We start from the raw sequence: 24,380 nt of genomic DNA on the forward strand, positions 1-24,380 counted from the left end.
CCCCGCCGGATATACCCAGCGAGGTTTTTTCAATTAAAATGTGCTTAACTAAACATTCATCTTTTTAAGCTCTTTCACGGCATGGTCGGCCGCGCGTGCGGTCATAGCCATGTAGGTAAGCGACGGGTTCACGCAAGATGCGGAAGTCATGAATGCGCCGTCTGTTACGTACACATTCTCTGCGCCCCAAACCTGATTGTTCTTATTCAAAACAGAGGTTTTCGGATCATTACCCATTCTGGCTGTGCCCATTTCGTGGATACCAATGCCCGGGTGTTTGGAATCGTCAATGTATGGTGTAACGTTTTTCAGACCTGCTGCTTCCAGCATTTCCGCTGCATCATTCATCATGTCAACGCGCATTTTCCGCTCGTTTTCACCGTAAGCTGCATCAAAAACCACAAGCGGAAGACCCCATTTATCTTTCTTGGTCGGGTGCAATGTGAAGCGGTTTTTTTCATCCGCGATCATCTCACCAAAGCCCTGAATGTTCATATTCCATCCGCCTGGCTCTGAGAGCGATTTTTTGAAATCAGCACCGAAGCCGTCCGTTCCGACGCCGCGTCCCCAGCTTTCGCGGCTTGCGCCTCCCTGGTAACCAAAGCCACGAATGTAATCGCGCTTGTCGTCGCCCCAGTTGCGGTAACGTGGGATATAGATTCCGTTTGCACGTCTTCCGAAATAATATTTGTCTTCAAATCCATCCACATCCGCTCTCGCGCCAACTGCCAGGTGATGGTCCATAATGTTACGTCCCAGCTGGTCACTTTCATTTCCCAGACCATTCGGGAAACGTTTCGACTTCGAGTTCATTAATATAGAAGCCGAAGCAATAGCCGAAGCGTTCATGAAAATGATCTTCGCATAATATTCCTTGGTTTCCAATGTGTTCTGGTTGATCACACGAACACCTGTTACTTTGCCTAATTTATCATCGTAGATCACTTCTGAAACGATAGAATCAGGCACTAATGTAAGGTTACCTGTTCTCTGAGCAGCTGGAAGCGTTGCCGATTGTGTGCTGAAATAGGCTCCATAAGGGCACCCGCGCATACACATATTACGGAACTGACAAGCAGCACGTCCCAGTTCTGTATGGAAAGCTTGTGGCTGGGTAAGGTGCGCAGCGCGGCCCATAATGATGTGGCGGCCTGCAAATTTCTTCTCTACTTCTCCTTTTACGTGCTTTTCAACGCAGTTCATTTGCATAGGAGGCAGGTAATTGCCATCCGGCAACACATCCAGTCCGTCCTTTGCGCCGCTGATTCCCGCGAATTTCTCCACGTAATCATACCACGGAGCAATGTCTTTGTAACGGATCGGCCAGTCTACCGCGATGCCGTCTTTGGCATTCGCTTCGAAATCCATTGGATTGAGGCGATAGCTTTGGCGTCCCCACAGCAGCGAGCGTCCGCCTACGTGATAGGCACGGATCCAGTCGAATTTGCGGGTTTCTTCGTATTGGTTCTCTTTATCGTTTTCAAACAGATATGCCCATTCTTCGTTGGCTGTATAACCTGTCCTGATCCCTGCCCAATATTGCTCTTTGGCAATGGTGGTAACGCGGCCTCTGTGTTCAAATTCCCAGGGGGCAAGCGTTGCTGTTTTGTAATCGGTAATGTGCTTGATATCACGGCCTCTTTCGAGCATGACCACTTTCAAGCCTTTTTCTGTCAATTCTTTAGCTGCCCAGCCGCCGCTGATTCCCGATCCAACCACGATTGCGTCGTAAGTGGTTTGTTTCGCTGCCTTTATGTTTAAATTCATGATGAATGTTTTTCGATATTAATGACTTGGCCAGATGCCGGCCTGATAAATTCTGGAAATGCGGTGCTTACAAGGCCCACGCTTTTTGTCCCGGCTTGTAATCGATGCATCCATCGTAGCGACCCGGAACTGCCACATATTCAAGTGCTTGTGTTGCGCCTTGTTCGGATGTGAAATAACCCAGTAAGGTAAGCTCCTTCAACAAACGGAAGAATGGAACCGGTGCATCCGTGTATTCTTTTCCGGCTTCTGTATACTTTTTCTTTTCCGTGTCGGCCTTGGCCTGATCTGCTTTCGACGCTTTTTCCATTTCGGTCAGTATTGCCGTTCTGTCTTGTGGCGTTGCCTTCATGAAATCCTTCTTTTCGAGCTCTTCCAATCCTTTGTTAAAGCTTTTCTGCTCAGGCTCGGAATAGCAATCCTTCATCATTTTTTCGATAAACTCACCGACTTTCGCATCCTTTGCTCCCGGGGTGTCTGTTTTTGGGATGATCATCTCACTAACCTCCGCAACCAGCGCCTGTCTTTCCGGGGTAAACGGAAAAGTAATCCCGGTAGCAGTATCAGAAGCTTTTTTGCAGCTTTCGAGAAAAGCCAGCATGGTGGGGGCTGAGAGTGCACCACCCATTAAAAGTGCCACACGACCAAGGGCATCACGTCTTTTCATTTGATATACTTTATATGATAGGTTAACAATCCAAAATGTAATAATACATTTGATTAATGCAATTTTAAAAAGCCTGCTAATTTATGAAATATTCTCTGTTTACGGGTTCTTAGAACAATTCTATATAATGTAAACAAAGGTTATGTAACTCACTGTCAATGCGTACGGCGATATTAAAAACGCATTAATGTGTACTTTCTTAGCATGGTCAATTTTGGTTGCCGCAACAATGAACGACTTACATTACCATTAAATTGCAACCCCGGATGTCAGAATTATCAAAGCGGCCCATGACATAAAACGAGCCTTCCTTTTCACCGAATCTGCCGAGGTCCTGGGTTTCTATGAATGAGCAGCTATCCAGGTTGGCCAGGTCGATAATGTTAATGCCGCCGGTTTTGGAACTGTTGATATTGTGATCGTAAATCGCAAAAGGATCATTGATATCACGCAGCAAAATGCGCATTGAAAATCCTGGCATGAGCAGCCCGGCTCCGTGTGAATAGCCTTGCGAAAGCATTTCGGTCATGCCGTATTCAGAATGGATTTTGTCAACCCCAAGTCTGCCCGTAAGAATGTCATGCACTTCTTCTCTTAAAAGCTCCTGCCGGCGTCCTTTCATGCCGCCAGTATCCATTACCGTAAGTTCTTTGATCTTGGCTAAAAACGAGAGATCGTGGTCGCTCTCGGCCAGGTCCAGCAGGGCAAATGTTACACCCAGCATGAGGACCTTCTTTCCATCGGGGTTGTTTGCAAGAAAAGTGAGCGTTTGAAGCAGTTCATCCACATTTTTAAGATAAAAACCGGACAAATCTGACCCGCTTTCCTCAATAAAATGTTGCATCATATACACCAGCGAAGAGTTGTTTCGTTCAAGATATGATGGAAGCAGCGCCAGAATATGGAACTGTTTCAGGTCACCAAAATTTTCCCGAAAAATACGAGCGGAGACGTCCTTATATAATGTCCCGTCGAACAAATGGTGCTGGCTTGTTTGTTGGCCGGTTGTTCCGCTGCTTTGAAAAATAGCGGTAGCCGCTGGCAGGTCGCCGCTTTGGATAATGTGGTTTTTAAAAAACTGGACGGGCAAAAACGGAATCTGGGTCAGGCGGGTTATATGCTCCGGGATAATGTTCAGATTTTTGATATACTGATTGTAAACCGGGTTGTATGCTGCCTGATAGCGGAAAATTTCCAGTGTAAGGCGCTCGAAATTAGCAGGTTGTAAAGCTAGGATCTGCTCACGCAGTGCCTGCCGTTTTTCGGTTTGAGATTTGTTGTTTTGAAGTTCCAATACTGTTACTTTCGTAGAAATATAAATACAAAGCTAATATGCAATTGAAAGTTTCCCTATTCATCATTTTGGCAGCAGGAGCATTAGGCTGCGTGGATATCCCGGACTTTGATAACACACCCAAAATATATTATAATGGTATCGATCAGTTTACAGAAACTGATTCTGCCGACAAGAAAGTTCGCGAAAATGTGATCATTACCATCGATTTTGAAGACGGTGACGGTGACCTGGGCGCTTCCGCTGATGAACGTTCGGATTCGTCCTTTGTAAGGCCTTACGGAAAATGGGGTAACTATGAGCTTGTCACGGCAAGAAAAGGATCCGACGGCAAATGGACTGAGTCTATTCTTGCCGAGGATCAATACAAATGGATGCCTATCTTGAAACCTGACGGCAAGCCAGGTCCTATCAAAGGAAAGTTAGACTTGAATACAAGCTTTCTATATGGTAACAGCACGGTTCCGGTTTATGTGAGATTTAAAGTGCGTATCCGTGACCGGGCATTGAATGTCAGCGACCAGATCCAGACAGACAGCATTCAGGTCCCAGGTTACCGTTAAGCATTGTTCACACCCTTCAACAGATTGATTATGAAAGTTTCCAGCGCATTATTTCTCTGTATATCAGCCTCATTCACCGCTTGCGTGCCTGCGCCGGATTTCGATTCGGTCCCCAGAATCGAATATGCGTCCATTGATCAATCCACGGAGACAGATCCTGTGACAGGCAAGAAGCTGCGGGAGAATGTGGTGATTACAGTCACTTTTGAAGATAAGGACGGAGATCTGGGAGCGACGGCGGATGAACGTTCTGACGAAAACTTCAATTCCGTATATGGCAAGCGTGGTAATTATGAACTTATAACGCTTACCAAAAATACCGATGGCTCCTGGGATGAGCGTATTCTGTCCAGTGATTCTGTTATGTGGATGCCTATCCTTAAACCCGACGGTAGGACAGGCCCTATAAAAGGTAAGCTCGATTATGAGCTGAAGAGACCTTATGGGAATTCCTCCATTGATATTGAGCAAAAATACAAGGTCCGGATACGCGACAGGGCATTGCATTACAGCAACCAGGTCGAAACGGACATTGTCACTGTTCCCGGTTATAGATAAAAGCTCTCGCTACTCAATAATATTTGCATTCAACAGGATACGGAAAGTTGTTCCCCGACCTATTTCGGAGCTTTTGACAAAGAGCTTGCCCGAATGGTAGTTTTCAATAATCCTTTTGGCTAATGTCAATCCCAATCCCCAGCCGCGTTTCTTCGTGCTGAATCCGGGATTGAAAATCTTGTTCATATTGGCCTTGCTCATTCCTTTTCCTGTATCTGCAATATCAATCCAGATTTCTTTGGTGTTAGGCGGTGCCTGAAGTGTAACATTAATCTCGCCGATCCCACCCATCGCATCCACAGCATTTTTGCAGACATTCTCAATCACCCATTCAAACAGGTTTTTATTTATTAATGCCGTCTGCTCATCCGCGAGCTGGTTGAAGACCGAAAATTTCACTTTCGAAGAAACACGTTTTTCCAGGTAACTGATAAAATTCGTCACGATCTCGGTAACAGGCTCTTCCTTCAAAGTGGGCACCGAACCAATGTTTGAAAAGCGCGTAGTAATCATTTCGAGCCGGATCACATCTTTTTCTATTTCTTCTGCGATGGACGGATCAATGCTGGGATCGCTCCGGAAATATTCCACCCAGGCCATTAATGACGAAAGTGGCGTTCCTAACTGATGCGCCGTTTCTTTGGCCAAACCAACCCAAACACGGTTTTGCTCCGCTTTTCGGGCCGAACTGAACGCCAGATAAGCCAGATAACCAATCAAAAGCATGACCGAAAGCTGCAAAAACGGGTAGTAACGTAGCTGTGTAAGCAGGAATGAATTACTATAATAGATATTCCCAGTCCGACCCTTGCCCAAATCAACCGGGATCGGCGGATGTTCCAGTTTCATTTCAGCCAGCTTATCCTGAATAATGCGCTCGCGCTCGGCAGGGCCGGCATTTTTCGGGAATTCAATATTCTTGTTGGGATTGGGCAGATTATTTTCATTGACATAAATAACCGGGATCTGGTAAAAATTCACCGCATCCTGGATCACCTGGAACACCACATTGAAGTTCTCGTCAAAAGGGCTGTTGAACACATATCGCATTCCTTCCGCATAAAGCTGCACTTCGCGTTCTTCCCGTTGTTCAAGCTCTTCCACCAGTTTATCAGTATAAAATAATGATCCGATGCTGAGCAAAAGCAGGATAATGCCAATAATGTATTTATAAAAGCTTTTCTGATCATACGTGTCCATCAGAGAGCGGCGCAGGCGCTGGCTGTTGAGAATGGCAACGGGATGCAGTCGAAAACGAGGCTTTTGTTTTGGAGTTTCGCTAATCATTCATGGGCGGGCACGCATTTCCCGCAGTTAATGTTATATCCTGTAAATAACGTAAAATATTCGTGCTTAGTGGCCTGTAACGAAAGAAATCGGTGTTTGCAGGCGATTGTTATTTGTAAGATTTCTAAATAAACTTCCGGTGCTTTACACACGTTCCTATTGTAAGTTTTGTGCCGTACTTTTGTGTACCGAATAAGAACCAGTGATGTATAATCAGTTCAAATCAATAAGTTTATCACATCGGAATGCGACTCTGGCGATCAGAGAACAGCTTGCATTGAATGAGGCGGAGGCGAAAAGCATGATGCTCAGGCTGAAAGATTTCTTTGATGTTTCCGATGTCCTTGTTGTCTCCACCTGCAACCGCACCGAAATATACTATTCCGCCGCAACGGACCTGAATGAGGAGATCATCAAAATGCTCCTGATCCAAAAGGGCGTTGCTGACATTGAATCGTTCAAATCCTATTTTGAGCGCTTTTCAGCGGGAGAGAGTGCAGTGCAGCATTTATTTCAGGTTGCTACCGGCTTGCAATCGCAGGTTGTGGGCGATATGCAGATTCCAAATCAGATCAAACATGCATATCAGTGGTCGGCAGACCTTAATATGGCCGGGCCGTTCTTACACAGACTTTTACATACCATTTTCTTTGCCAATAAGCGCGTAGCGCAGGAGACTTTCTTCCGGGATGGAGCTGCTTCTATTTCTTATGCAGCCGTAGAATTGCTGGAAGGATTAATGCCAAATCCGAAAGTGCTAATCGTGGGATTGGGCGAGATAGGAGCGGATGTTTGCCGTAACCTGGCCCAGAAAAAAGGAACTGCCGAGGTTACCATCGTAAACCGGTCAAGGGATAAGTCGGATAAGCTGGCTGAGGAGCTCGGTTTCCGCGTAGCAGACTTTTCTGACATTGAAGGCGAGATTTCCAGAGCGGATATCATTGTTTCTTCCATCGTTCGCGATGATCCTTTCTTTACCAAGGAAATGATGGTTCGCTTGCGCGGAATGTCTTTCAAATATTTCATTGATCTTTCCGTACCACGCAGCGTTTCCCCGGAAGTAGAGGAAATTCCTGGCGTAATGCTTTATACAATTGATTCCATCCGTTCCAAAGCGGATCAGGCATTGCACCGCCGCCTGGAAGCCGTGCCGCATGTGCGTGAGATCATTGATGAAGCCGTTATTGAATTCAACGACTGGTCCAAAGAAATGGTGGTGTCACCAACCATTCAGAAACTGAAAGGGGCTTTGGAACAGATCAGAAAAGAAGAACTGACGCGTTTTACCAAAAACCTGACGGATTCGGAACTTGAAAAAGTGGAACGCATCACAACCAGCATGATGCAGAAAATCCTCAAACTTCCTGTGCTTCAATTGAAAGCAGCCTGCAAAAGAGGAGAAGCAGAAACGCTCATCGATGTGTTGAATGACCTCTTCAATCTGGAAAAACAAGCGGAAAAGCATTAATCAAGATTCTATATTTTTATATATATCAAAAAGAAAGGATGGCATTTGCCATCCTTTCTTATGTATTACCTTACCCTCCACAATAATTAATTGTTTCTTATTACATTCCCATTTTCTTGATAAATGGTCCTGCTATTGCCAAAACCTCTTCCATAGTCAAAGGTTCGTCAAATGATTCTGTTACAGCGTCTCTGCTGATGCCCACAACACCTGGTAGCGTAGCAGCGTCCAAACCAGCGTGAACTGTGTTAGACTCAGGCGTTGCGCCTTTATAAACTGCTTCCGGGAAACCTTTATCTTGTGTAATCCACCCTTTCATCATTGGATCCTTTTTCAGGTGACCGATGATTCTTCTTACCAGTGAAGCGTGACGCGCCTCTACCGAGTGAACCTGCAATGCATATTCAAGGATCTGAGGAGAACCGATCAGGTTTCCTGCCTGTCCTTTGTAAGCACGTACACCCGTGTCTTCCAAAGCAGATGAGATCGTGATGAATGTCATGAAGTTAGTCCATGCATCTGGGAAAGCTCCACCATATGTGAAGTCAAACTGAGGACGGTCAACAGCAGCACTTCCCAAAGCAGATTTGAGGAATTCAACGTGTTGTGTTTCGTGTCTTTCGATTTGTGAGAAAACCAATGTGTATTCCGCAGGAATGAAATTGGTCATTCTGTTTGCCTGGAAGTAGAATGTCTCTTCAAGATATTCCAGCGTCAGAGCGAAATTAAGTATATCTGTTACAGATGGCGTAGCGGCATATGCCTTATTTACAATGGAAGCGAAAACGGTTGGGACAGCTGCCGAAGCGAGTGTGCTGCCTACACGATTCATAAACATGCGACGGGTAGAGTGCGCTAGACGTCCTGCTGCATCACCGTCAACTTGTTGAATGCTGTCTAGTATTCTAAAAATATTCATGTCAGTAAGTTTTTTAAAAGTTAGCGTGGCAGATCTTTTCCACTGATTTTATCCATAATAAATGGTGCAACACCGCTCAAAATTACGGACGGAGAATAAGCATTTTCCAAGCCCATATTGTTGATCTGTCCACCTGCGAATTCCAATGCATTCGGGTTGATCAAATCGGCGATTGCAGAAGCGTGTCTTGCTTCAACAGATACGATCTTACCAGCAACAAGCAGATAATTAACGTCCTTAATCAGCTTGCCAGCGCCGTTGTAAGCAGCTACGCCAGTATCTTCAAACAATTTTGCAGCGCCAAGTACACTTTTGCGGTCAGCAAAGTCAATAGCAGAAAAATTAGGAGTAAGGCCTTTGATAGCGTTGCTGCCTAGTGCTGTTTTGAAAAATTCTCTGTGGATAATTTCGTGATCACGAATGTCGGTAAGGATCCATTTTTCCATATCTGTCATGTTCAGATAAGGAGTCATCATTACTTGCGTGTAGAATGCAGCTTCAAGCTGTTCCAATGCATACGCATAGTTCAGGATACCAAGATCACCAGTTCCAAGGTTTACAGTATCGTCGGATGCCAGATCCTGCTCTGTGCAGGCACCAAGGATGAATGCTCCCGTGGCAGCGGCAACGCCCGCAGATCTCAGGAAGTAACGTCTGCCCACTTTTGATAGCATTGCGCCCTCAGAAGGTTCAGAAATTTGAGTTAATGTTTGTTTCATAATCAGGAAAGTGTTTGAAGTTTATTGTGAACCATTTCAGAATTTCCATCCTGGTCCTGGCAGACTTACGCTGTATAAATCTTTATGGATTAAGTATCAGGGAATTATCTTGCAACTTTTAGGAATACTATTTTTTGATTTTGTATTAATCCAATTTAAACGAAGGATATTTGGTGTAAACATTGTATTATTTACTTAAAAATATTTTTGAAATTCTTTAAAATAAATAAAAAAAAGGGCGCTATGACTAAATAGCGCCCTTTTCTACCATGCTTGATTACAACCCAAAGCCTAATGCAAATCCTTTTACAGATCCTGCGAAATCCGAAACTTTCGTTGCGCTTCCGGTGGTCAGGTTAATGGAGTATAGTCCGGTGTTTCCGCCAACCGTAAGCAAAGCGTACGCCATGCCCGTAGTGCCACCGATATCAAATCCGCTGGCTGCATCGATATCAATGCCCAACGCACCGATTTTTTCGAGACCGCCGTCATTTGGTGGATTTTGTTTGAATAATGAATTCGACTCGCTGTCGATATCATATAGCACCGTGCTGGTTGTGCCTGCAAAGCTGTTTGTATAAGCCGCAGCATTCACGAATGGCGTGCCAGGTCCCGGCACCAATTTCAATGGTCCGTCAAGCAGTGTAATGCCGCTGGTAACATTGATACGCAGATTTTGTCCCGTGTTGCTCACGATGCGCAGCCTGTCAGCAACAGGGTTGAAGTCGAAACCGAAGCTTGTACCCATTACTTTAAAGTTAGGATCACCAAGATAATGCAATGGAGGAAGCGCTTTTGCAGCAGCTGATGCCAGATCAAGTCCGTACAGTTTTCCATCAGAACCCAGTGCGTGCAAGCGACCATCCGCAGGACGGAAATCGATTCCTTCGATGTTAACGCCCATTGGCAAGCCTGTAATCGCTTTTTCGATGCGTGTTCCGGCGTTCATCGGGTTGAAGATCAGCAGCTTGTTGGAAGCATCAACCGCATAAGCAACCGGGCTGGTAGGAATGGCAACGCCAATGATCTTGCCAGCAGGCAGATTGCCGATTTTTGAAAGTGCACCTGTCGAAAGATTAATTTCGGCAAGTTCCCAGATGTTGTTCACCTTTACGGATGCAATCGCGTAGTTATTAACAGAAGAAATATCAAACCCGCCTACATCCTGAATGTCCGTTCCCAACGGGCCGACTTCTTTCAAAACGCCGTCATTAGGAGGCATTTGCAGGAAAAGTTTATCAACGTCCGGATCAATGTCGTAAAGTTGTGTAGTTGTTGAACCGGCAACATTGTTTGTATAGGCAGCAGCAGCCACTTTCACATCATTATAACCTTTCAGATAACCATCAAGCGCAGCTAATGCGTTGGTTTCAGGGTGTAAACGTAAATTTTGCGCTGTGTTTGTAACCAGTCTGATGCGGTCAACAGTTGGGTTGAAGTCGAAACCAACCACTTCCGGGCCCGAAATGCCAGGATTAAATGGAACAGGGCTAATAACTGTAACTCTTCCCGGATTAATGTCGGAGCGGAGATTGACGGTGTAGATGTGATTTTTGTTTCCTACTGCATAAAGCTGGCCTGTTGCAGGGCGGAAATCAATGCTCAATAATTTTTCATCCGGCTCTAATCCTGCGGAAATCGTAAGTGTGCGGATGGGCGTACCTGGGTTTTGTACATTTAATTCATAAATCTTGTTGTCGCTTGTTAATGCGTAAAAAATCTGGTTAGGAGCGCTCACCAGCGGCACCGGCTGGCTATCAAGTTGGGTTTGTTCCGTACATGCCTGATTGACGAAGACCAGACCAGCGAGAAGCAGCGAACTGCCCGAGACGGATCGCAAAATTTTAGAGATGTTCATACCATTTGGGTTGAGTGTGACAAGTAATTTGACACACCACATACGACCCTCAACCCGATTTAGATCAATCGCATTTAATTAATTTTTAATGCGTATGCGGTTCAATTTAATGGTTTTTTAATGCGGGTGGAGCAGACTGGTTATTCTTTGGACATCATGCCGATCATCTTATCCAGGTTGAGGCTTCTGGCCGAAGCGTCAAATATTTCCCTGTAAACGCCCTCTTTTTCATACAGTTCGGCGTGCGTCCCGAACTCTGCGATGCGTCCTTTTTTCATGACATAAATCTGATCCGAATCCAGGATCTGGGAAAGGCTATGCGAAATGATGACAACTGTCCTGCCTTCTTTAATGGCATCCAAACTGTTTTTAATCTGCTCGGTTGCGATGGCGTCAAGGCTGGCTGTGGGTTCGTCGAGGAAAATGACGGGTGGATTTTTCAGAAAAAGTCGTGCAATGGCAATGCGTTGCTGCTGACCGCCTGAAAGCATTTGCGCGTCGGTTTCGTATTGCGCAGGCAACTCCATAATCTGATCGTGCAGATATGCTTTTCGCGCTGCGGCGATCAACTCGTCCTGGGTTGCGTTCATTTGCCCGTAACGGATATTTTCCGCAATAGACCCTTTAAAAATGTGGTTTTTCTGTAAAACCATTCCGATGGAGTTACGCAATGCAGGCAGATCATAATCTTCCAGAGGACGCCCGTCCAGCGTAAGCGTGCCGGAATCCGGCGCATAAAAACCAATGAGTAAGTTGATCAATGTGCTTTTTCCAGCTCCCGACAACCCAACCAGCGCAGTCGTTTGCCCGGATTTAATGTTGACATCAATATTAAACAATGCTTTGGTGCCATTCGGATAAGTAAAGGAAACATCGTTCAAGGCATAATCGCCGCGGATCGTCTCGGGAATAACCTTTCCACTTTGTTCAACTGCATTATCGGCGTCCAGTATTTCAAAAAAGCCTTCGGAATAGGTCAATGCGTCGTTCATCTCGTCGTAGATCCGGTGCAGCTGGCGGATAGGGGCGGACACATTATTGAAAAGCAGGATATGGAACATAATCGCCCCGATGGACATTTGCTGATCCAGCACAAGATAGGCCGTAAGAATGATAATCAGCACGACGCCGATTTGCTCGATAAAGCTTTTAATGCCGTCGTAGGCAAAGTTGGTGCGGCGCGTTTTGAGCTGCGTCTCCATTAGCTCCATCTGCGTCTGATACTGCTTTTGCCCCTCAAATATTTCCCTTACAAATGATTTGATAACAATGATAGACTCGATCAGGTTGATCAGTCCGCTGCTTTTATTCTCTCGTTGCCTTTTCAGTTTGCGCCTTACGCCCTGCAATTCGCCCGCCTGCTTGTAACTGATCCAGAAGTAAACCGGTAAGATCGCAAGGGCAATCGCTCCGACATAAAAATTGGCAGAGAACATGATCGCAAGCGCAACGATGGAATTGGCAAAAAGCGGGAGAATGTCAATAAAAAAGTTCTGAATCAGTTTGGTAAGGCTTTCCACACCACGGTCTATGCGGGTTTGCAGCTTACCTTTCTGATTGTCATTGTCGCTGTAAAAGGCGAGGTTATAGGTGAGGATTCTGCTGATGGCTTCCTGAGCGAGATCGCTGGACACCTTAATCCTGATTTTTTCACCAAAATAACGCTGGCCAAAAACGATGAGCGAGTTAACAATTTCCTTTACAAAAAGAATGAGGGAAATCTTGATCAGCAAATCCTTACCTTGAATGATGCCCCAGTTTCTGTCGAGCATTGCCTGCACGGAATCCACTGTATAACGCAAAACCCAGGGGTTAACCTGGGCAGTCACCGCGCCAAGCAGTGTAAGGAAGAGCGCGAAAACGATTTGTTTGTTATACGGCTTTACGTAAGGCTGCAGGCGCTGGAATATTTGCCAGATACTCATAGTGAATGTTCGGGGAAGCTAATTAGATTCATTTCAGGAGTTATCCCAATAACTATGCCCTACTTTTTGCCGGAGCGCTTGATAGGGCGTCCGTATTTCTGCATTTTTTCCTGCGCGTGATTTCTTCTGACGTTTACCTTCTTATTCTTATCTATCTTTTCGTGAAATGCACCGCCGCCTGCTTCTCTTTTGGGCAGCTTCACATCAATGCTCTTCATGTAGATCTGCGGCTCTTCATCCGGCGTAAGGATTTCTGATATTTTAAGGTTTTCGGGAAGATCTGCGATCGGGATCTGGTAATTCATCAACTCCTCGATCTGCTCCTGGCGTTCTTTTTCACCTTCTGTAATAAAGGAAATGGCTACGCCTTTTTTATCCGCGCGACCAGTCCGGCCGATGCGATGAATGTAATTTTCAGGGATTTCCGGAATGTCAAAATTGAAAACGTGGGAAACTTCTGCAACGTCCAATCCACGCGCAATGATGTCTGTGGCGATCAGAACGCGATAATTACCTTCGTGAAATTGCTTAACAGTGTTAAATCTGTGATTTTGTTCCTTGTTGGAGTGGATGACACCTATCTTGTTCAGGTAACCCATTTCCAGTTGTCCGAAGAGCTGGTCGGCCAGCTTTTTAGTCGCGACAAACACCAGCACCTTGGTCATATCCGGGTTTTCTTCCAGCAGCAGATCCAGCAGGTTTACTTTGGTATAAAAGTTCGGAACGTAATATGCTTTCTGTTCAATGTTTTCCAATGGTGTGCCCACGGGTGCTGCTTCAATTCTTACCGGGTTATTAAAGTAAGTCTGCATTAATGCTTCAACCTCCGGCGTTAATGTCGCGGAAAAGAGCAGGTTCTGGCGTTTTTGCGGCAGGAGGTCAAGAATATTTTTTAGCTGCGTACGAAAGCCCAGGTTGAGCATTTCGTCCACTTCATCAATCACCAGTTTCTTAATTGCTTTTGTTTTGAGCGAGCCATTCAATGCCAGGTCGAAAAGCCGGCCCGGTGTAGCGACAACTACGTCTGCCCCGTTTTTCAGCTCAGCCATTTGTACTTTAATATTGCCACCGCCATATGCCCCTACGACCTGCAATGTCAGGTATGCGCTCAGTTTTTTCACCTCTTCCACCACTTGCACCACAAGCTCGCGGGTAGGAACCAGGATCAGCAATTGTGGGAGGCGATCTTTGGAAAACTCGATTTGCCGGAGGGTAGGAAGCAGATAGGCAAAAGTCTTTCCAGTTCCGGTTTGCGCAATCCCGCATACATCTTTCCCAGACATCATTACTGAAAAAACCTTATGCTGGATCGTTGTCGGCGTTTCGTAATTCAGATCAGCGAGGGCCTGTAATAGAGGTTTGGTGAGATTTAATTCTTCAAAAGTCATAACAATGATTATAATAAAGCACAAAGTTACGCCTAATCTGCGGTTAGCGCGGCATCATTTGCCGGTATAAAGGGCAACGCCAAAAAAAGAACCAGATGGATGATCGCATCTGGTTCTTCTAAATATTGCTAAGTAGCTTGGCTAGTTAGCGCGTCCTCAATCTGCCGGTGTTGCTGTTGTAAGTTCCTAGCGGAAAGCTAAGGCCAGCATTGATTCCGAAATTTTGGTTCTTCACATTGGTGTTGCCATCTTTGGTTACATCAATAAGGCCTAATCCATAACGTGCGTCCAGGTTCAGCCAGATTTTTTCCTGCAGGCGAATGTTAATTCCTGCTCCCAAAGTCAACCCAAGGTCAAATGGAGAATAAACGCGGTTGTTGGAATCGCCATTCAGGTTGTTTCCGTCTTTGTCCCGTGCGCCTACTAGAAAGTTAAGGCTTGGTCCCAGGAAAATTTTCGGGCGAACTTTGTCACCATACTGTCCGAAGAAAAATGTTGCCAGCAACGGAGCCTGAATGTAGTTCAGGTTAAGCTCATTTGTCTTGTTGTTGTTCTGAGCGCCCATCTGCGTAAACAAGAGCTGTCCGCTAAATCCAAAGCCGGATTCTGAACTGTAATTGTAGAAACCACCGACCGTTATGCCCGGTTTCCAGTCCGTATTAGCCACGTCTCCCCTGAAATTAGCGATGGAAACCCCAACAATAGGTCCAATGGAAACATTCTCTTGTGCTTGTGCCTGCGTTACAAACAATGTAACCGCAAGTAATAGAATAATACAATTTTTCATCTGAGTAGGTTAAATATACATTCGCTGCAAAACAACAAAACATGTACCAACACGAATGAAAAAACGCCCGCTAGTCAATGTGCTCATTGCAAGCGCAATGTTCGTATATTTATATTTAGACTAAACTCTGAACCGGGGAATTACCTCTACAACTGTATACGTTACCCTCAAAAATCGGCTGATTCACTTATTAGTCTTCTTCTTCATCAAGGAAAGACTGGCCAGGTATCTGATAGGTTTTCAGATAGGCTTTAAGCTGTGAAGGCACCTTCCAGTTTTTGATCACATTACGGATGTTTTTTATCTCCGCTTTCATCTCATTCACATTGGTATTGAACTTGACGATTACGGTCGTAAGAGAATTGGCATGCTGGAATGGCAATCCGCAAACGGCTGAGATCTTCTTCTGAATGGCTTCTTTGACAAGTTCCAGTTCCTCTACTTGCTGTTTAAGCACCTTATTATAGTAGTTGAGCTGGTTTTTACTCAAATTTTCCAGTTGATCCTGATCAATCCTATCCAGCGCGATCTGTAATTTCAGAAGTTTCAGCAAGTTATTTTCCTGATATGCCTGCGTCACCTGTTGCATAATGTCCGTTCTGCGCAATTTTTCCGCTTCGTCCTTTTCCAGGTCCGGGTGAAAAGCCTTTACCAGGTCCATATAGACGGTCCGCACCGACTTCGTCGTTTTCTGCTGTTCTGCGTTTTGTTTTGCTTCCAGTATGCGCTTGTTAAGCCGTTCTTCGCGTTGCTCGGCTTTAATGCGCTGTCGTTCTTCCTCGGGAAGGTCATGGAAGTTTTCGTACTCGACGGGCTCCTGCGCAGACTCACTTTCTATCAAAAATGCCGGGTCCGTAATTTTTTCGGATTTTGCCCTTTCCGCTGCAAGCAGGACTTCAATGTCAACCGCACTGTATTTATTGAAAACCGGCTTCAAATCATCGAACCCGTAATGTGCAATGAGGTCATAAGCACTTTCAGTGATCAGGTAAGCGAGCTTATCCTGGTAAATTTTCCTGAAAAGATCGGCGGAATATGTTCGGTCCATAATGTGAACAATCTCCGCGCGGAATTCCTGATATTCTCTGACCAATGGGTCGAGATCCGTGGGAATTCGCTGGATCATCTGGTCATAAGCGCTTTCCAGCTCGGGGATCAGGCGATCCAGTTCTTCTATTTTTTCGGACAGCTGGTTAAACTCTTTCTGTCTTTTATTCAAGACATTTTTCCGCTCATTAATATGTAAGATAGCAGTTTCGGGCATGTAGGTAATTTTATGGAAAAATTTGCGATCAAAAGCCTAACTCCTGATAGGAAATCATGATGATCGCAATGACTGCCAATAGAAGTCCAAATTTGTTAAGTTGGTTCAGTCTTTCGCGGTAAATCAGCCAGGCGGCACCCGCAGATACCAGCATGGTCAGAATGTTGTAGATCGGGAATACGAAAGCGGCGCTGTTGCTGAATGATGCAAGCGCGAGCAGCAGGAAATAAAGGGAAAGAAAATTAGGAACTCCCAGAATGAATCCTCCCAAAATGCTCCGCCAATGTAATTTCTCACCATTAACCAAAACGCGGAAAAGCAAAATGACTGACCCGATAAGGATAGCCCCCGAGCAGGCAATAATCATAAACAGCGTGGTTTCTCCGGCTGCATAATACTTTACCGACAAGTAATTGATCAATGTGTTGTTGGTTCCGGCGGCAAGAAAAGTGAGCAGGGGAAGAATCAGCAACAATCTCGCCCTTGAAACCGAATTTGCAGACGAGGTGGTTGTAGCGGAGGCAGCATCTTTATTATTTTGCTGAATTGCGCCTAATGCTAGTGCTGCAAGTGCAATAACAAGCCCGGCATAGTTGACGACAGTGAATTCCTTATTGTTGTTTTGAAATACAAACAGACCAAAAAGCACCGGGATAACGAGCGACATATTGCCAGCCAGCGACGTAGCGGTGACGCTCACCTTTTGCGCAGTAAGCCCTATCAGCATAAATGTGACCACAAACATTCCGCCCAACGCAAGGGTTACCAGCGTTCCTTCCGAATTCCAGATCACATTCCTGAACAGGCCCAAGTCCGGCGTAAGCACCAGCCCGGTAAGCACGCATGCATAGTAATTGAACACAACTGCATGGAAAGAATGCACTTTATAGCGCGGAAACGCGCGCATGATCAGGTAAAGGGCAACGGTGAAGAGGACCGACAGCAGGAAATAAAGCATGAGCAGTTTCTAGCGCTTTTGATAAAGAACCTCATCAATCACGCGCGGGTAATTTTCGTGTTCCAATGCATGGATCTTATTTGCCACATCGTCCGAAGTGTCGGTATGAGCAACGGGGCAGGTGGCTTGGAAAATTACGTTTCCTTCGTCATAATTTTCGTTCACATAATGGATCGTAATGCCAGATTCTGACTCTTTTGCGTTCACAACCGCTTCGTGAACAAACTGCCCGTACATGCCTTTCCCGCCATACTTAGGGAGTAAAGCGGGGTGAATATTGATGATTTTGTTGGGGAAAGCTTCCACCAGCAAGGCAGGAACTAGTAACATGAAACCTGCAAGCACGACCAGGTCAATTCTTTCATTTTGCAGAATTTGAAGCACTTTGCGTGTGTCGTAGAATGTCTTTTTATCAAAAAAAACAACGGGGATCTGCAACTTACAAGCCCTCTTGATTACACCGGCCTGAGGATTGTTGGTGAAAATCAGTGACACTTCTACATCTTGCCGCTCAGCAAAATATTCAGCGATTTTTTCCGCATTTGATCCGGATCCGGAGGCGAAGATGGCAAGTCGTTTCATTGTCGTCAAGAATTAATTATTCGTAATGTAGTGTCAAAATTCTTTGGCAAATTTATAAAAAGAACGGCTCACGGTAGATGACCGGAAGCCGTACCCAAAGAATAATAAGTTAAATGTTTGAGTCTCAATAAATTTTAGTGAGTTCACTGCGCCCGATCAGCTTGCCTTTACGGTAAGTTTCCGTTTTCAAATCCCAGGCAACGCCGGGTGCGCGGTAGGAAATACTTTCCATTTCCATTTTTACAGGAAAGCCCATTCTCATTTCAAAACTCAGATCTGATTTGATCTTGTAGGCATCAAATGTTCCGGCTGGCAGCGTAAGTTTTTCCTGGCCGGTAACGCTCCTGTTTTTGATCATCATATCAAAATTCACTGCCATAGGCCCCGACTGACCATTTCCTTTCACAGACGCATCTTTTAATTTATCCCCGACATTGTATTTGGTTGGATATTCAATGTTTTCGTAGGTAAACTTCATTTCCATGTTCTGGAATGATTTGAGCTGCTCCTGGCTGATGAGCGATTTGGCGTCCATGCTGATCACATTTCCGTCGCATTTCATTTTATAAACGTTTTTCAGCTCCGACTTGCCCTTGGGATTCATTGCCTCCATTTCAATGTTGAAAACCGTAAAGGCGCCCTCTGTCGAAACGTCCAGGATCTTGTAAATGATCTTTCCAGTTTCCTTTCCCTTCCCATCGTAGTTCATCATCTCAAATCCGCTGCCTTGCTTTAATACAAGACCGCCGCAGTCCTGGGCAATGGATTTTGTTTGGATAAAAAAGAGCAGCAGCAGGCTCCACAACAGCAGTTTTTTCATGAATGTAACGTGGATACGTGATTTAGTTTGCGGTAAACAAAGATAGTCCCCGCTGCCAGAAATACACTTTTTGTTTGGAATATTGATTTTACGGTAAGGCGCTATGCCCAAGCCATCGTAATGAGGCCAAGCAGCATAATGATCTTGCACAGGCTGCTGATACGCTTGAAATCACGACGTGTATCCGCCCGCGCCAGGCTTGCCGTAAGCAGGGCAATAGGGATCAAAAGGAGGAAGAATAAGATGATCAGCACATTATTGTCCAGCGCCCGCGCCATCACAAATAAAGTGGTAACGAACATTAAAAGAATCACATACAGGAAATTTTTCGTCTGGCGGATGCCCCATATGATAGGCAATGTGCGGCAGCCATGCGCTTCGTCGCCCTTGATGTCTTCCATGTCCTTCACAATTTCCCGGACGAGGGAAATAAAGAAAGAGAAAGCCGCATAAATGAACACCAAATGCCGATTTGCCGGAAAATGAACGGTAAGGATCAGCAACGAGAAACCGGTAAGCAGCGAAACGATAAAGTTGCCTATAAAAGGAAGTCGCTTATAACGCTCGGAATAAAACCAGAGTAATGTAATTGAGAAAACATTGATCACAAATATATAAGGACTGACCACAAGCCCCAACACTGCGCCTAAAACATTAAGGATCTGATGCGCGCCCATTGCCCAGCGCCGTTTCAGATAGCGCCCCACGACAACGCGTTCGGGTTTGTTTACAATGTCGATTTTTATATCAAAATAATCATTGATAATGTAACCTGCTGCGGCGATGCAGACTGTGGAAAGCGATAGGAAGAACATATCCGCATTCGCGATGATGCTGCGCCATTCGTCGCGGGGGCCTATGAGGAGAATGCGTGTAAAATACTGCGTTACGACCACAATCACCAGATTGGTCATACGGACCAGACGGGCACTTCCGGTAATGTAATCCCATAAAGTAATTTTTGGTCTGGCAGACACATTCATGGAGGCTAACTCTGGAAACAGAAGGTTTAGGGAATAAAATTATTCATTTTATCCCATTAACGACAAATCTCAACATCTTTATCCATTTTGGGGATAAAAAATGGATCATTTGTTGTTAGGCTAAAAGATCTGTTATTACAGCAGCTCGCCCGAGTGCGACTTTCAACTTTTTAAATAGCATTATGAAAATTGGTATTGTATGCTATCCTACCTTCGGTGGAAGCGGAGTGGTAGCTACCGAACTTGGCAAAGCACTTGCGAAAGTGGGACATCAGGTTCATTTTATTACATATTCGCAGCCTCAAAGACTCGACTTCTTCAATGAAAATCTTTACTATCACGAAGTAAATATCCCGGCTTACCCGCTGTTTCAATACCCGCCTTACGAATCCGCATTATCCAGTGAAATGGTCCATGTAGCCGCAAGCGCTAATCTGGATCTGCTGCACGTGCATTATGCCATCCCGCATGCGTCGTCTGCGTATCTGGCCAAACAGATTCTAGCGCAGCAGGGCATTCACATTCCGGTGATAACGACATTGCACGGAACGGATATTACATTGGTAGGAAAAGACGAATCCTACGAGCCGGTTGTAACGTTCAGTATTAACCAGTCGGACGGCATAACAGCTGTTTCGGAATCGTTGAAAAAAGATACTTACGCGCATTTTGCGATTACAAAGGACATTGAAGTGATCCCTAACTTTATTGACCTGGATCGTTTCAACCGTCAGAAAAAAGAGCATTTCAAACTGGCCATCTGCCCGAATAACGAAAAACTGATCGTACATACATCCAATTTCAGGAAAGTGAAGCGGATTGATGATGTGATCATGATTTTTGAAAAGCTGCGCAAGTTATTGCCAAGCAAACTTTTATTAGTAGGCGATGGTCCCGACAGACAACGCATTGAACGCATGTGCAAAGACCTGGATATGCTTTCGGATGTCCGGTTTTTAGGCAAGCTCGACGCCATTGAAGAAGTGCTTTCTGTGGCTGATTTATTTTTAATGCCTTCTGAATCAGAAAGTTTTGGCCTGGCAGCATTGGAAGCACTGGCTTGCGAAGTTCCCTTGATAACGTCGAATGCCGGAGGACTTCCTGAACTGAACCTGCATGGCATTACCGGATTTTTGAGTGATGTCGGCGATGTGGATGACATGGTGAAGCATGCGGCTTACATCCTGGATGACGCGAATCTGCCCACATTCAAAGCGAACGCATTGGCGCGGGCAAAAGATTTTGATATAGCCAAGATACTTCCTCATTATGAAGCTTATTATGAGAAAGTTGTCGAAAATAGCAAAGCAGTAGCGATATAGGTATGGTATTTTTATGGTCTGGTCGAAATTCACAAACGACCAGACCATGTTACCAAATATTCCATATACACAATACAAGCGGGTAGTAATCGTAGGCGCGGGCTTTGGCGGGCTTGCATTGGCAAGAGAAATCGCTAAGCGCGAAGACCTCCAGGTTGTGCTGATCGACCGCAATAATTATCACCAGTTTCAGCCGCTCTTTTACCAGGTGGCTATGGCTGGCCTTGAACCCAGCTCCATTTCCTTTCCGCTCCGGAAAATCTTTCAATCCAAAAAAAACGTACATATCCGCATCACCGAGGTGCAGAGTGTAAACACCGACCGAAAGTCCATCATGACGGGGTTGGGTGAGATTACCTATGATTATCTGGTTATTGCAACGGGTGCTATCACCAATTATTTTGGAATGAAAGAAATCGAGGAACGCGCCATTCCTATGAAAACGGTTTCCGAGGCTTTGGCATTAAGAAACAGAATCTTACAAAACTTTGAAGACGCATTGTCAGTGGATTCTGACGAGCAGCGCGCGGGGCTCATGAGCGTGGTTGTAGTAGGCGGAGGGCCCACCGGCGTGGAATTGTCGGGAACGCTGGCTGAAATGAAGCATTTTATTCTGCCAAAAGATTATCCTGAAATGGATTTCAAGTCCATGGAAATCCACTTGCTCGAAGGTTCCAAAGAATTGCTGGGCGCTATGTCGGACGAATCGTCTCAAAGGTCACGCGAGTATCTTGAAAAAATGGGTGTTCACATTCATACTGAGCAAGTTGTAACAGGCTTTGACGGAAAATATGTGACTACCAAACAAGGAATGCGCATCAGGGCAGATAATCTCGTTTGGGCGGCAGGAATCAAGGCCAATCCTTTGAATGGCTTAAATCCGGAAGTAATCGTGCGCGGTGGCCGCATTAAAGTGGATCAGTACAACCGCGTTGAAGGTTATGACAATGTGTTTGCTTTGGGTGACGTCGCTGCTATGCAGGAAGGTGAATGGGAAAACGGGCATCCGCAGTTGGCACAGCCGGCGATTCAGCAGGGTAAGGCGCTTGCCAAAAATGTGTGGCGTGTGATGGACGGGAAAAAAGCGGTTCCTTTCAAATACAAAGATCTGGGCTCGATGGCCACAGTCGGGCGTAACAGGGCAGTTGTAGATCTGCCTTTTATCAAATTCCAGGGGTTCCTTGCCTGGCTGACCTGGATGTTCGTGCATTTGATTTCCATTGTCGGTGTGAAAAACCGTTTGCTGATATTAATCAACTGGGTTTGGAATTATGCAACTTATGACCAGTCATTGCGTCTTATCCTGAAACCCAAGACCATTGAGCAGATATCAAACAAAAACGAGAAGAACGAAGAAGCAGTTAAACAGGAAGCACAGCATAGCCACTCATAATTTCATATGGCCTTTCCCATGAGGGATTGGATCATTCATTAGGTTTTCGTTATATTCGTGTGCTATTTATGCCAGCTTTACGTTATATATTAATGTAACAAAATTTGAAAAATGAAACTGCTATTCAATATAATCCTCATATTCTTACTTCTGATTGCTTTTGTCCCGTTTTTCAGGAGGTTTATTTTCCACTTGCTTGTAGGCCGCCAGCTTATTAAAGAACAGGAAAGGCAATACAAGGCCCAGCAGCAACGCCAGCGTGCGAATGCGGGTGTGAAAGTGGATAACACGCCCCCCGACGCAAATCCATCATCCCGTTTTCGCGGTGGTGAATATGTAGACTATGAAGAAGTGAAGTAAATTTTTTTTATAATATATAAAATCAAAAGCCGGCACATTTGTGCCGGCTTTTGCTTTTTATATCTTCAAGAATTGAGTATTTAGATGAAGATTTTTTCCCCAGAAATTTTCCAAAAAAAAGTCTATAAAGCTAAAATACATAAGGTTTATGAGTTTGGACATTTACCTACAAATAACTCAATACAACCGGTAATTCAAGGATCCTAGTTCAATTCATGTGGGTCGCTGATATTGGGTGATATAATTTAAACTTGTCATTTATATGCAACTATCTATTCTACAATCAGCCAGACGACAATCCTATCCATTCGCATTTGCAATTATCTTCTGTATTGGGCTCTTTGTTGAAACTACAAATGTTTTTTCCCAAGGCGTAGGAATCAACACAACCCAACCTGACCCCAGTGCTGTTTTAGACATTGTTGGTGTTAATAAGGGATTATTAATTCCCAGGGTTTCTTTGCAATCCGTATCCGATAACTCTACCATCCCAAATCCAGCAACGGCTTTGCTGGTTTACAATACGAATGTTGCACTTGGTAAAGCAGGTTTTTATTTCAATGCAGGCACATCTGAGAGCCCAAGTTGGAGCTTGATTAGTGAAGGTGGGAGTCTGACGCTTCCATTTTCGCAGAGTGGAAGCAGTATCAGCTCATTGTTCCATATCAACAACACAGGTGGGATCTCTGTCGGCTCGGCTATAACAGGGGAAAGTGAAAGTTCCGTCGGTGTAAAAGGCCAAACGCTTACAGGCGACGGAATCTTTGGGAGAAGCGATGGTTCTGGATCTGGTGTTACTGGCTACACTTCGTCAACTGGTACCGGTGTTTCTGCATCCGCTGCAAACACTAACGGAAAAGCGCTGGAAGTGAGCGGACCTGTTAAAATTGCTGGGCCAGGGCAGTCTCCCGGAAAAGGTAAGGTGTTTACTTCCGACGAAAATGGAAACGCAACTTGGGAGAATGTTGCAGGAAATGTTGCTTTTAAGGCAGTTGACATCCTGGGTAACGGAAGTCAAAACGTTGCAGTACAAAGTAGTGTAAAAGTGCCTTTCGCCATAGAGGTTTACGATTTTACCGGTGACTACAAGAATTCATCCCAATCGCCACATAGCTCGTTTACAGCGCCAGAAAAGGGTATATATCATTTTGATGTTCGAGTGGGTTGGGAGTGTCCATCCGGTTGTTCGTTCAAAACAGGTTTGGACATCAAACTTACTAGAAATGGAAATACTTCTGTGATAGAAACCGATGTTATTTGGAGCCCGACCTCGAGTTTCAATACGATTTCTACAGATGTTCTACTGGAACAGGGAGATGTTGTTAACGTACAAGCTTATAATATAAGTAATTCAGAGGGTGAGACCTTAATCATGGTAGGGGGCAATTTTAGCGGGCGTTTGATCGTAAAGCAGTAGCTTTAAACTTGTTTTCCTCAGGAAGTCTGCTCAGAGTAATCGTTGATTATTTAAATCCTTCGTGGCATTTGGTATATAAAA

The 24,380-nt window shown here is 45.0% G+C and carries 22 protein-coding genes; 7 read left to right on the top strand and 15 right to left on the bottom strand.

Features of this window, described 5'->3' with window-relative positions:
- Positions 1–48: 48 nt before the first annotated feature.
- The 3 genes from LZG74_RS17090 to LZG74_RS17100 form a co-directional block, all read right to left on the bottom strand.
- Positions 49–1,767 (bottom strand): FAD-dependent oxidoreductase, encoded by a 1,719-nt coding sequence (locus tag LZG74_RS17090; RefSeq protein ID WP_233797747.1) that lies wholly within the window; start codon positions 1,765–1,767, stop codon positions 49–51.
- 67 nt (positions 1,768–1,834) lie between these two features.
- Positions 1,835–2,434, bottom strand: coding sequence for a gluconate 2-dehydrogenase subunit 3 family protein (locus tag LZG74_RS17095; protein ID WP_233797748.1), 600 nt, complete (start codon positions 2,432–2,434; stop codon positions 1,835–1,837).
- A gap of 238 nt (positions 2,435–2,672) precedes the next feature.
- Entirely contained in the window at positions 2,673–3,728 is a 1,056-nt protein-coding gene (locus tag LZG74_RS17100; RefSeq protein ID WP_233797749.1) for an acyl transferase, read from the bottom strand.
- Positions 3,729–3,766: 38 nt separating this feature from the next.
- On the opposite strand from LZG74_RS17100, the gene LZG74_RS17105 reads away from it, so the two are divergent.
- Together LZG74_RS17105 and LZG74_RS17110 are read left to right on the top strand one after the other, a co-directional pair.
- Positions 3,767–4,291 carry a hypothetical protein gene (locus tag LZG74_RS17105; protein WP_233797750.1) on the top strand — a complete coding sequence of 175 codons (525 nt, stop codon included), beginning with the start codon at positions 3,767–3,769 and terminating at the stop codon, positions 4,289–4,291.
- Between the two features lie 30 nt (positions 4,292–4,321).
- Positions 4,322–4,849 (top strand): hypothetical protein, encoded by a 528-nt coding sequence (locus tag LZG74_RS17110; protein ID WP_233797751.1) that lies wholly within the window; start codon positions 4,322–4,324, stop codon positions 4,847–4,849.
- Between the two features lie 9 nt (positions 4,850–4,858).
- Here the strand turns inward: LZG74_RS17110 and LZG74_RS17115 are convergent, their stop codons facing one another.
- Entirely contained in the window at positions 4,859–6,136 is a 1,278-nt protein-coding gene (locus LZG74_RS17115; protein WP_233797752.1) for a PAS domain-containing sensor histidine kinase, read from the bottom strand.
- Between the two features lie 205 nt (positions 6,137–6,341).
- Here LZG74_RS17115 and hemA point away from each other — a divergent pair, with 205 nt between their 5' ends.
- The gene (gene hemA / locus LZG74_RS17120) at positions 6,342–7,604 is read left to right on the top strand and encodes a glutamyl-tRNA reductase (protein ID WP_026629936.1); all 1,263 of its coding nucleotides are present in this window, start codon (positions 6,342–6,344) and stop codon (positions 7,602–7,604) included.
- A 100-nt stretch (positions 7,605–7,704) separates the two neighbouring features.
- On the opposite strand, the gene LZG74_RS17125 is transcribed toward hemA, so the two are convergent.
- The 11 genes from LZG74_RS17125 to LZG74_RS17175 form a co-directional block, all read right to left on the bottom strand.
- On the bottom strand, positions 7,705–8,523 hold the full coding sequence (locus LZG74_RS17125) for a ferritin-like domain-containing protein (protein WP_233797753.1): 819 nt from the start codon (positions 8,521–8,523) through the stop codon (positions 7,705–7,707).
- 20 nt (positions 8,524–8,543) lie between these two features.
- Positions 8,544–9,242 (bottom strand): ferritin-like domain-containing protein, encoded by a 699-nt coding sequence (locus LZG74_RS17130; RefSeq protein WP_233797754.1) that lies wholly within the window; start codon positions 9,240–9,242, stop codon positions 8,544–8,546.
- 277 nt (positions 9,243–9,519) lie between these two features.
- Positions 9,520–11,100, bottom strand: coding sequence for a DUF4394 domain-containing protein (locus LZG74_RS17135; protein WP_233797755.1), 1,581 nt, complete (start codon positions 11,098–11,100; stop codon positions 9,520–9,522).
- A 140-nt stretch (positions 11,101–11,240) separates the two neighbouring features.
- Positions 11,241–13,025 carry an ABC transporter ATP-binding protein gene (locus tag LZG74_RS17140; protein ID WP_233797756.1) on the bottom strand — a complete coding sequence of 595 codons (1,785 nt, stop codon included), beginning with the start codon at positions 13,023–13,025 and terminating at the stop codon, positions 11,241–11,243.
- A 59-nt stretch (positions 13,026–13,084) separates the two neighbouring features.
- A complete protein-coding gene (locus LZG74_RS17145) occupies positions 13,085–14,413 on the bottom strand; it encodes a DEAD/DEAH box helicase (protein ID WP_233797757.1) in 1,329 nt (442 codons plus the stop codon).
- A 145-nt stretch (positions 14,414–14,558) separates the two neighbouring features.
- Complete coding sequence (locus tag LZG74_RS17150) at positions 14,559–15,200, bottom strand: porin family protein (protein WP_233797758.1); 642 nt, start codon at positions 15,198–15,200, stop codon at positions 14,559–14,561.
- 190 nt (positions 15,201–15,390) lie between these two features.
- Positions 15,391–16,464, bottom strand: a complete 1,074-nt coding sequence (locus LZG74_RS17155) for a hypothetical protein (protein ID WP_233797759.1) — start codon at positions 16,462–16,464, stop codon at positions 15,391–15,393.
- A gap of 28 nt (positions 16,465–16,492) precedes the next feature.
- Entirely contained in the window at positions 16,493–17,422 is a 930-nt protein-coding gene (locus tag LZG74_RS17160; protein WP_233797760.1) for a hypothetical protein, read from the bottom strand.
- A gap of 9 nt (positions 17,423–17,431) precedes the next feature.
- On the bottom strand, positions 17,432–18,004 hold the full coding sequence (gene purN, locus LZG74_RS17165) for a phosphoribosylglycinamide formyltransferase (RefSeq protein WP_233797761.1): 573 nt from the start codon (positions 18,002–18,004) through the stop codon (positions 17,432–17,434).
- A gap of 124 nt (positions 18,005–18,128) precedes the next feature.
- A complete protein-coding gene (locus LZG74_RS17170) occupies positions 18,129–18,824 on the bottom strand; it encodes a hypothetical protein (protein WP_233797762.1) in 696 nt (231 codons plus the stop codon).
- Positions 18,825–18,925: 101 nt separating this feature from the next.
- Positions 18,926–19,807: a geranylgeranylglycerol-phosphate geranylgeranyltransferase gene (locus LZG74_RS17175; RefSeq protein ID WP_233797763.1), complete on the bottom strand. Its 882-nt coding sequence runs from the start codon at positions 19,805–19,807 to the stop codon at positions 18,926–18,928.
- Positions 19,808–19,989: 182 nt separating this feature from the next.
- Between LZG74_RS17175 and bshA the strand changes: the two genes are divergently transcribed.
- The 4 genes from bshA (at position 19,990) to LZG74_RS17195 (ending at position 24,299) form a co-directional block, all read left to right on the top strand.
- Positions 19,990–21,129, top strand: coding sequence for an N-acetyl-alpha-D-glucosaminyl L-malate synthase BshA (bshA, locus tag LZG74_RS17180; protein WP_233797764.1), 1,140 nt, complete (start codon positions 19,990–19,992; stop codon positions 21,127–21,129).
- Between the two features lie 46 nt (positions 21,130–21,175).
- Positions 21,176–22,522, top strand: a complete 1,347-nt coding sequence (locus tag LZG74_RS17185; protein WP_233797765.1) for an NAD(P)/FAD-dependent oxidoreductase — start codon at positions 21,176–21,178, stop codon at positions 22,520–22,522.
- 111 nt (positions 22,523–22,633) lie between these two features.
- Positions 22,634–22,882, top strand: coding sequence for a DUF4834 family protein (locus LZG74_RS17190; RefSeq protein ID WP_233797766.1), 249 nt, complete (start codon positions 22,634–22,636; stop codon positions 22,880–22,882).
- Between the two features lie 262 nt (positions 22,883–23,144).
- On the top strand, positions 23,145–24,299 hold the full coding sequence (locus LZG74_RS17195) for a hypothetical protein (RefSeq protein WP_233797767.1): 1,155 nt from the start codon (positions 23,145–23,147) through the stop codon (positions 24,297–24,299).
- Positions 24,300–24,380 lie beyond the last annotated feature (81 nt).

The sequence above is a fragment of the Dyadobacter sp. CY327 genome (assembly GCF_021390415.1).
In the GTDB taxonomy this organism is placed as follows: Bacteria; Bacteroidota; Bacteroidia; order Cytophagales; family Spirosomataceae; genus Dyadobacter; species Dyadobacter chenhuakuii.

Excerpts from the sequence above, each read along its gene's own strand:
- hemA (WP_026629936.1), top strand. The coding sequence starts at position 6,342 with ATGTATAATCAGTTCAAATCAATAAGTTTATCACATCGGAATGCGACT.
- LZG74_RS17185 (WP_233797765.1), top strand. The coding sequence starts at position 21,176 with ATGTTACCAAATATTCCATATACACAATACAAGCGGGTAGTAATCGTA.
- LZG74_RS17110 (WP_233797751.1), top strand. The coding sequence starts at position 4,322 with ATGAAAGTTTCCAGCGCATTATTTCTCTGTATATCAGCCTCATTCACC.
- purN (WP_233797761.1), bottom strand. The coding sequence starts at position 18,004 with ATGAAACGACTTGCCATCTTCGCCTCCGGATCCGGATCAAATGCGGAA.
- LZG74_RS17105 (WP_233797750.1), top strand. The coding sequence starts at position 3,767 with ATGCAATTGAAAGTTTCCCTATTCATCATTTTGGCAGCAGGAGCATTA.
- LZG74_RS17130 (WP_233797754.1), bottom strand. The coding sequence starts at position 9,242 with ATGAAACAAACATTAACTCAAATTTCTGAACCTTCTGAGGGCGCAATG.
- LZG74_RS17195 (WP_233797767.1), top strand. The coding sequence starts at position 23,145 with ATGCAACTATCTATTCTACAATCAGCCAGACGACAATCCTATCCATTC.
- LZG74_RS17140 (WP_233797756.1), bottom strand. The coding sequence starts at position 13,025 with ATGAGTATCTGGCAAATATTCCAGCGCCTGCAGCCTTACGTAAAGCCG.
- LZG74_RS17150 (WP_233797758.1), bottom strand. The coding sequence starts at position 15,200 with ATGAAAAATTGTATTATTCTATTACTTGCGGTTACATTGTTTGTAACG.
- LZG74_RS17125 (WP_233797753.1), bottom strand. The coding sequence starts at position 8,523 with ATGAATATTTTTAGAATACTAGACAGCATTCAACAAGTTGACGGTGAT.
- LZG74_RS17145 (WP_233797757.1), bottom strand. The coding sequence starts at position 14,413 with ATGACTTTTGAAGAATTAAATCTCACCAAACCTCTATTACAGGCCCTC.
- LZG74_RS17175 (WP_233797763.1), bottom strand. The coding sequence starts at position 19,807 with ATGAATGTGTCTGCCAGACCAAAAATTACTTTATGGGATTACATTACC.
- LZG74_RS17170 (WP_233797762.1), bottom strand. The coding sequence starts at position 18,824 with ATGAAAAAACTGCTGTTGTGGAGCCTGCTGCTGCTCTTTTTTATCCAA.
- bshA (WP_233797764.1), top strand. The coding sequence starts at position 19,990 with ATGAAAATTGGTATTGTATGCTATCCTACCTTCGGTGGAAGCGGAGTG.
- LZG74_RS17135 (WP_233797755.1), bottom strand. The coding sequence starts at position 11,100 with ATGAACATCTCTAAAATTTTGCGATCCGTCTCGGGCAGTTCGCTGCTT.
- LZG74_RS17115 (WP_233797752.1), bottom strand. The coding sequence starts at position 6,136 with ATGATTAGCGAAACTCCAAAACAAAAGCCTCGTTTTCGACTGCATCCC.
- LZG74_RS17095 (WP_233797748.1), bottom strand. The coding sequence starts at position 2,434 with ATGAAAAGACGTGATGCCCTTGGTCGTGTGGCACTTTTAATGGGTGGT.
- LZG74_RS17190 (WP_233797766.1), top strand. The coding sequence starts at position 22,634 with ATGAAACTGCTATTCAATATAATCCTCATATTCTTACTTCTGATTGCT.
- LZG74_RS17160 (WP_233797760.1), bottom strand. The coding sequence starts at position 17,422 with ATGCTTTATTTCCTGCTGTCGGTCCTCTTCACCGTTGCCCTTTACCTG.
- LZG74_RS17155 (WP_233797759.1), bottom strand. The coding sequence starts at position 16,464 with ATGCCCGAAACTGCTATCTTACATATTAATGAGCGGAAAAATGTCTTG.
- LZG74_RS17090 (WP_233797747.1), bottom strand. The coding sequence starts at position 1,767 with ATGAATTTAAACATAAAGGCAGCGAAACAAACCACTTACGACGCAATC.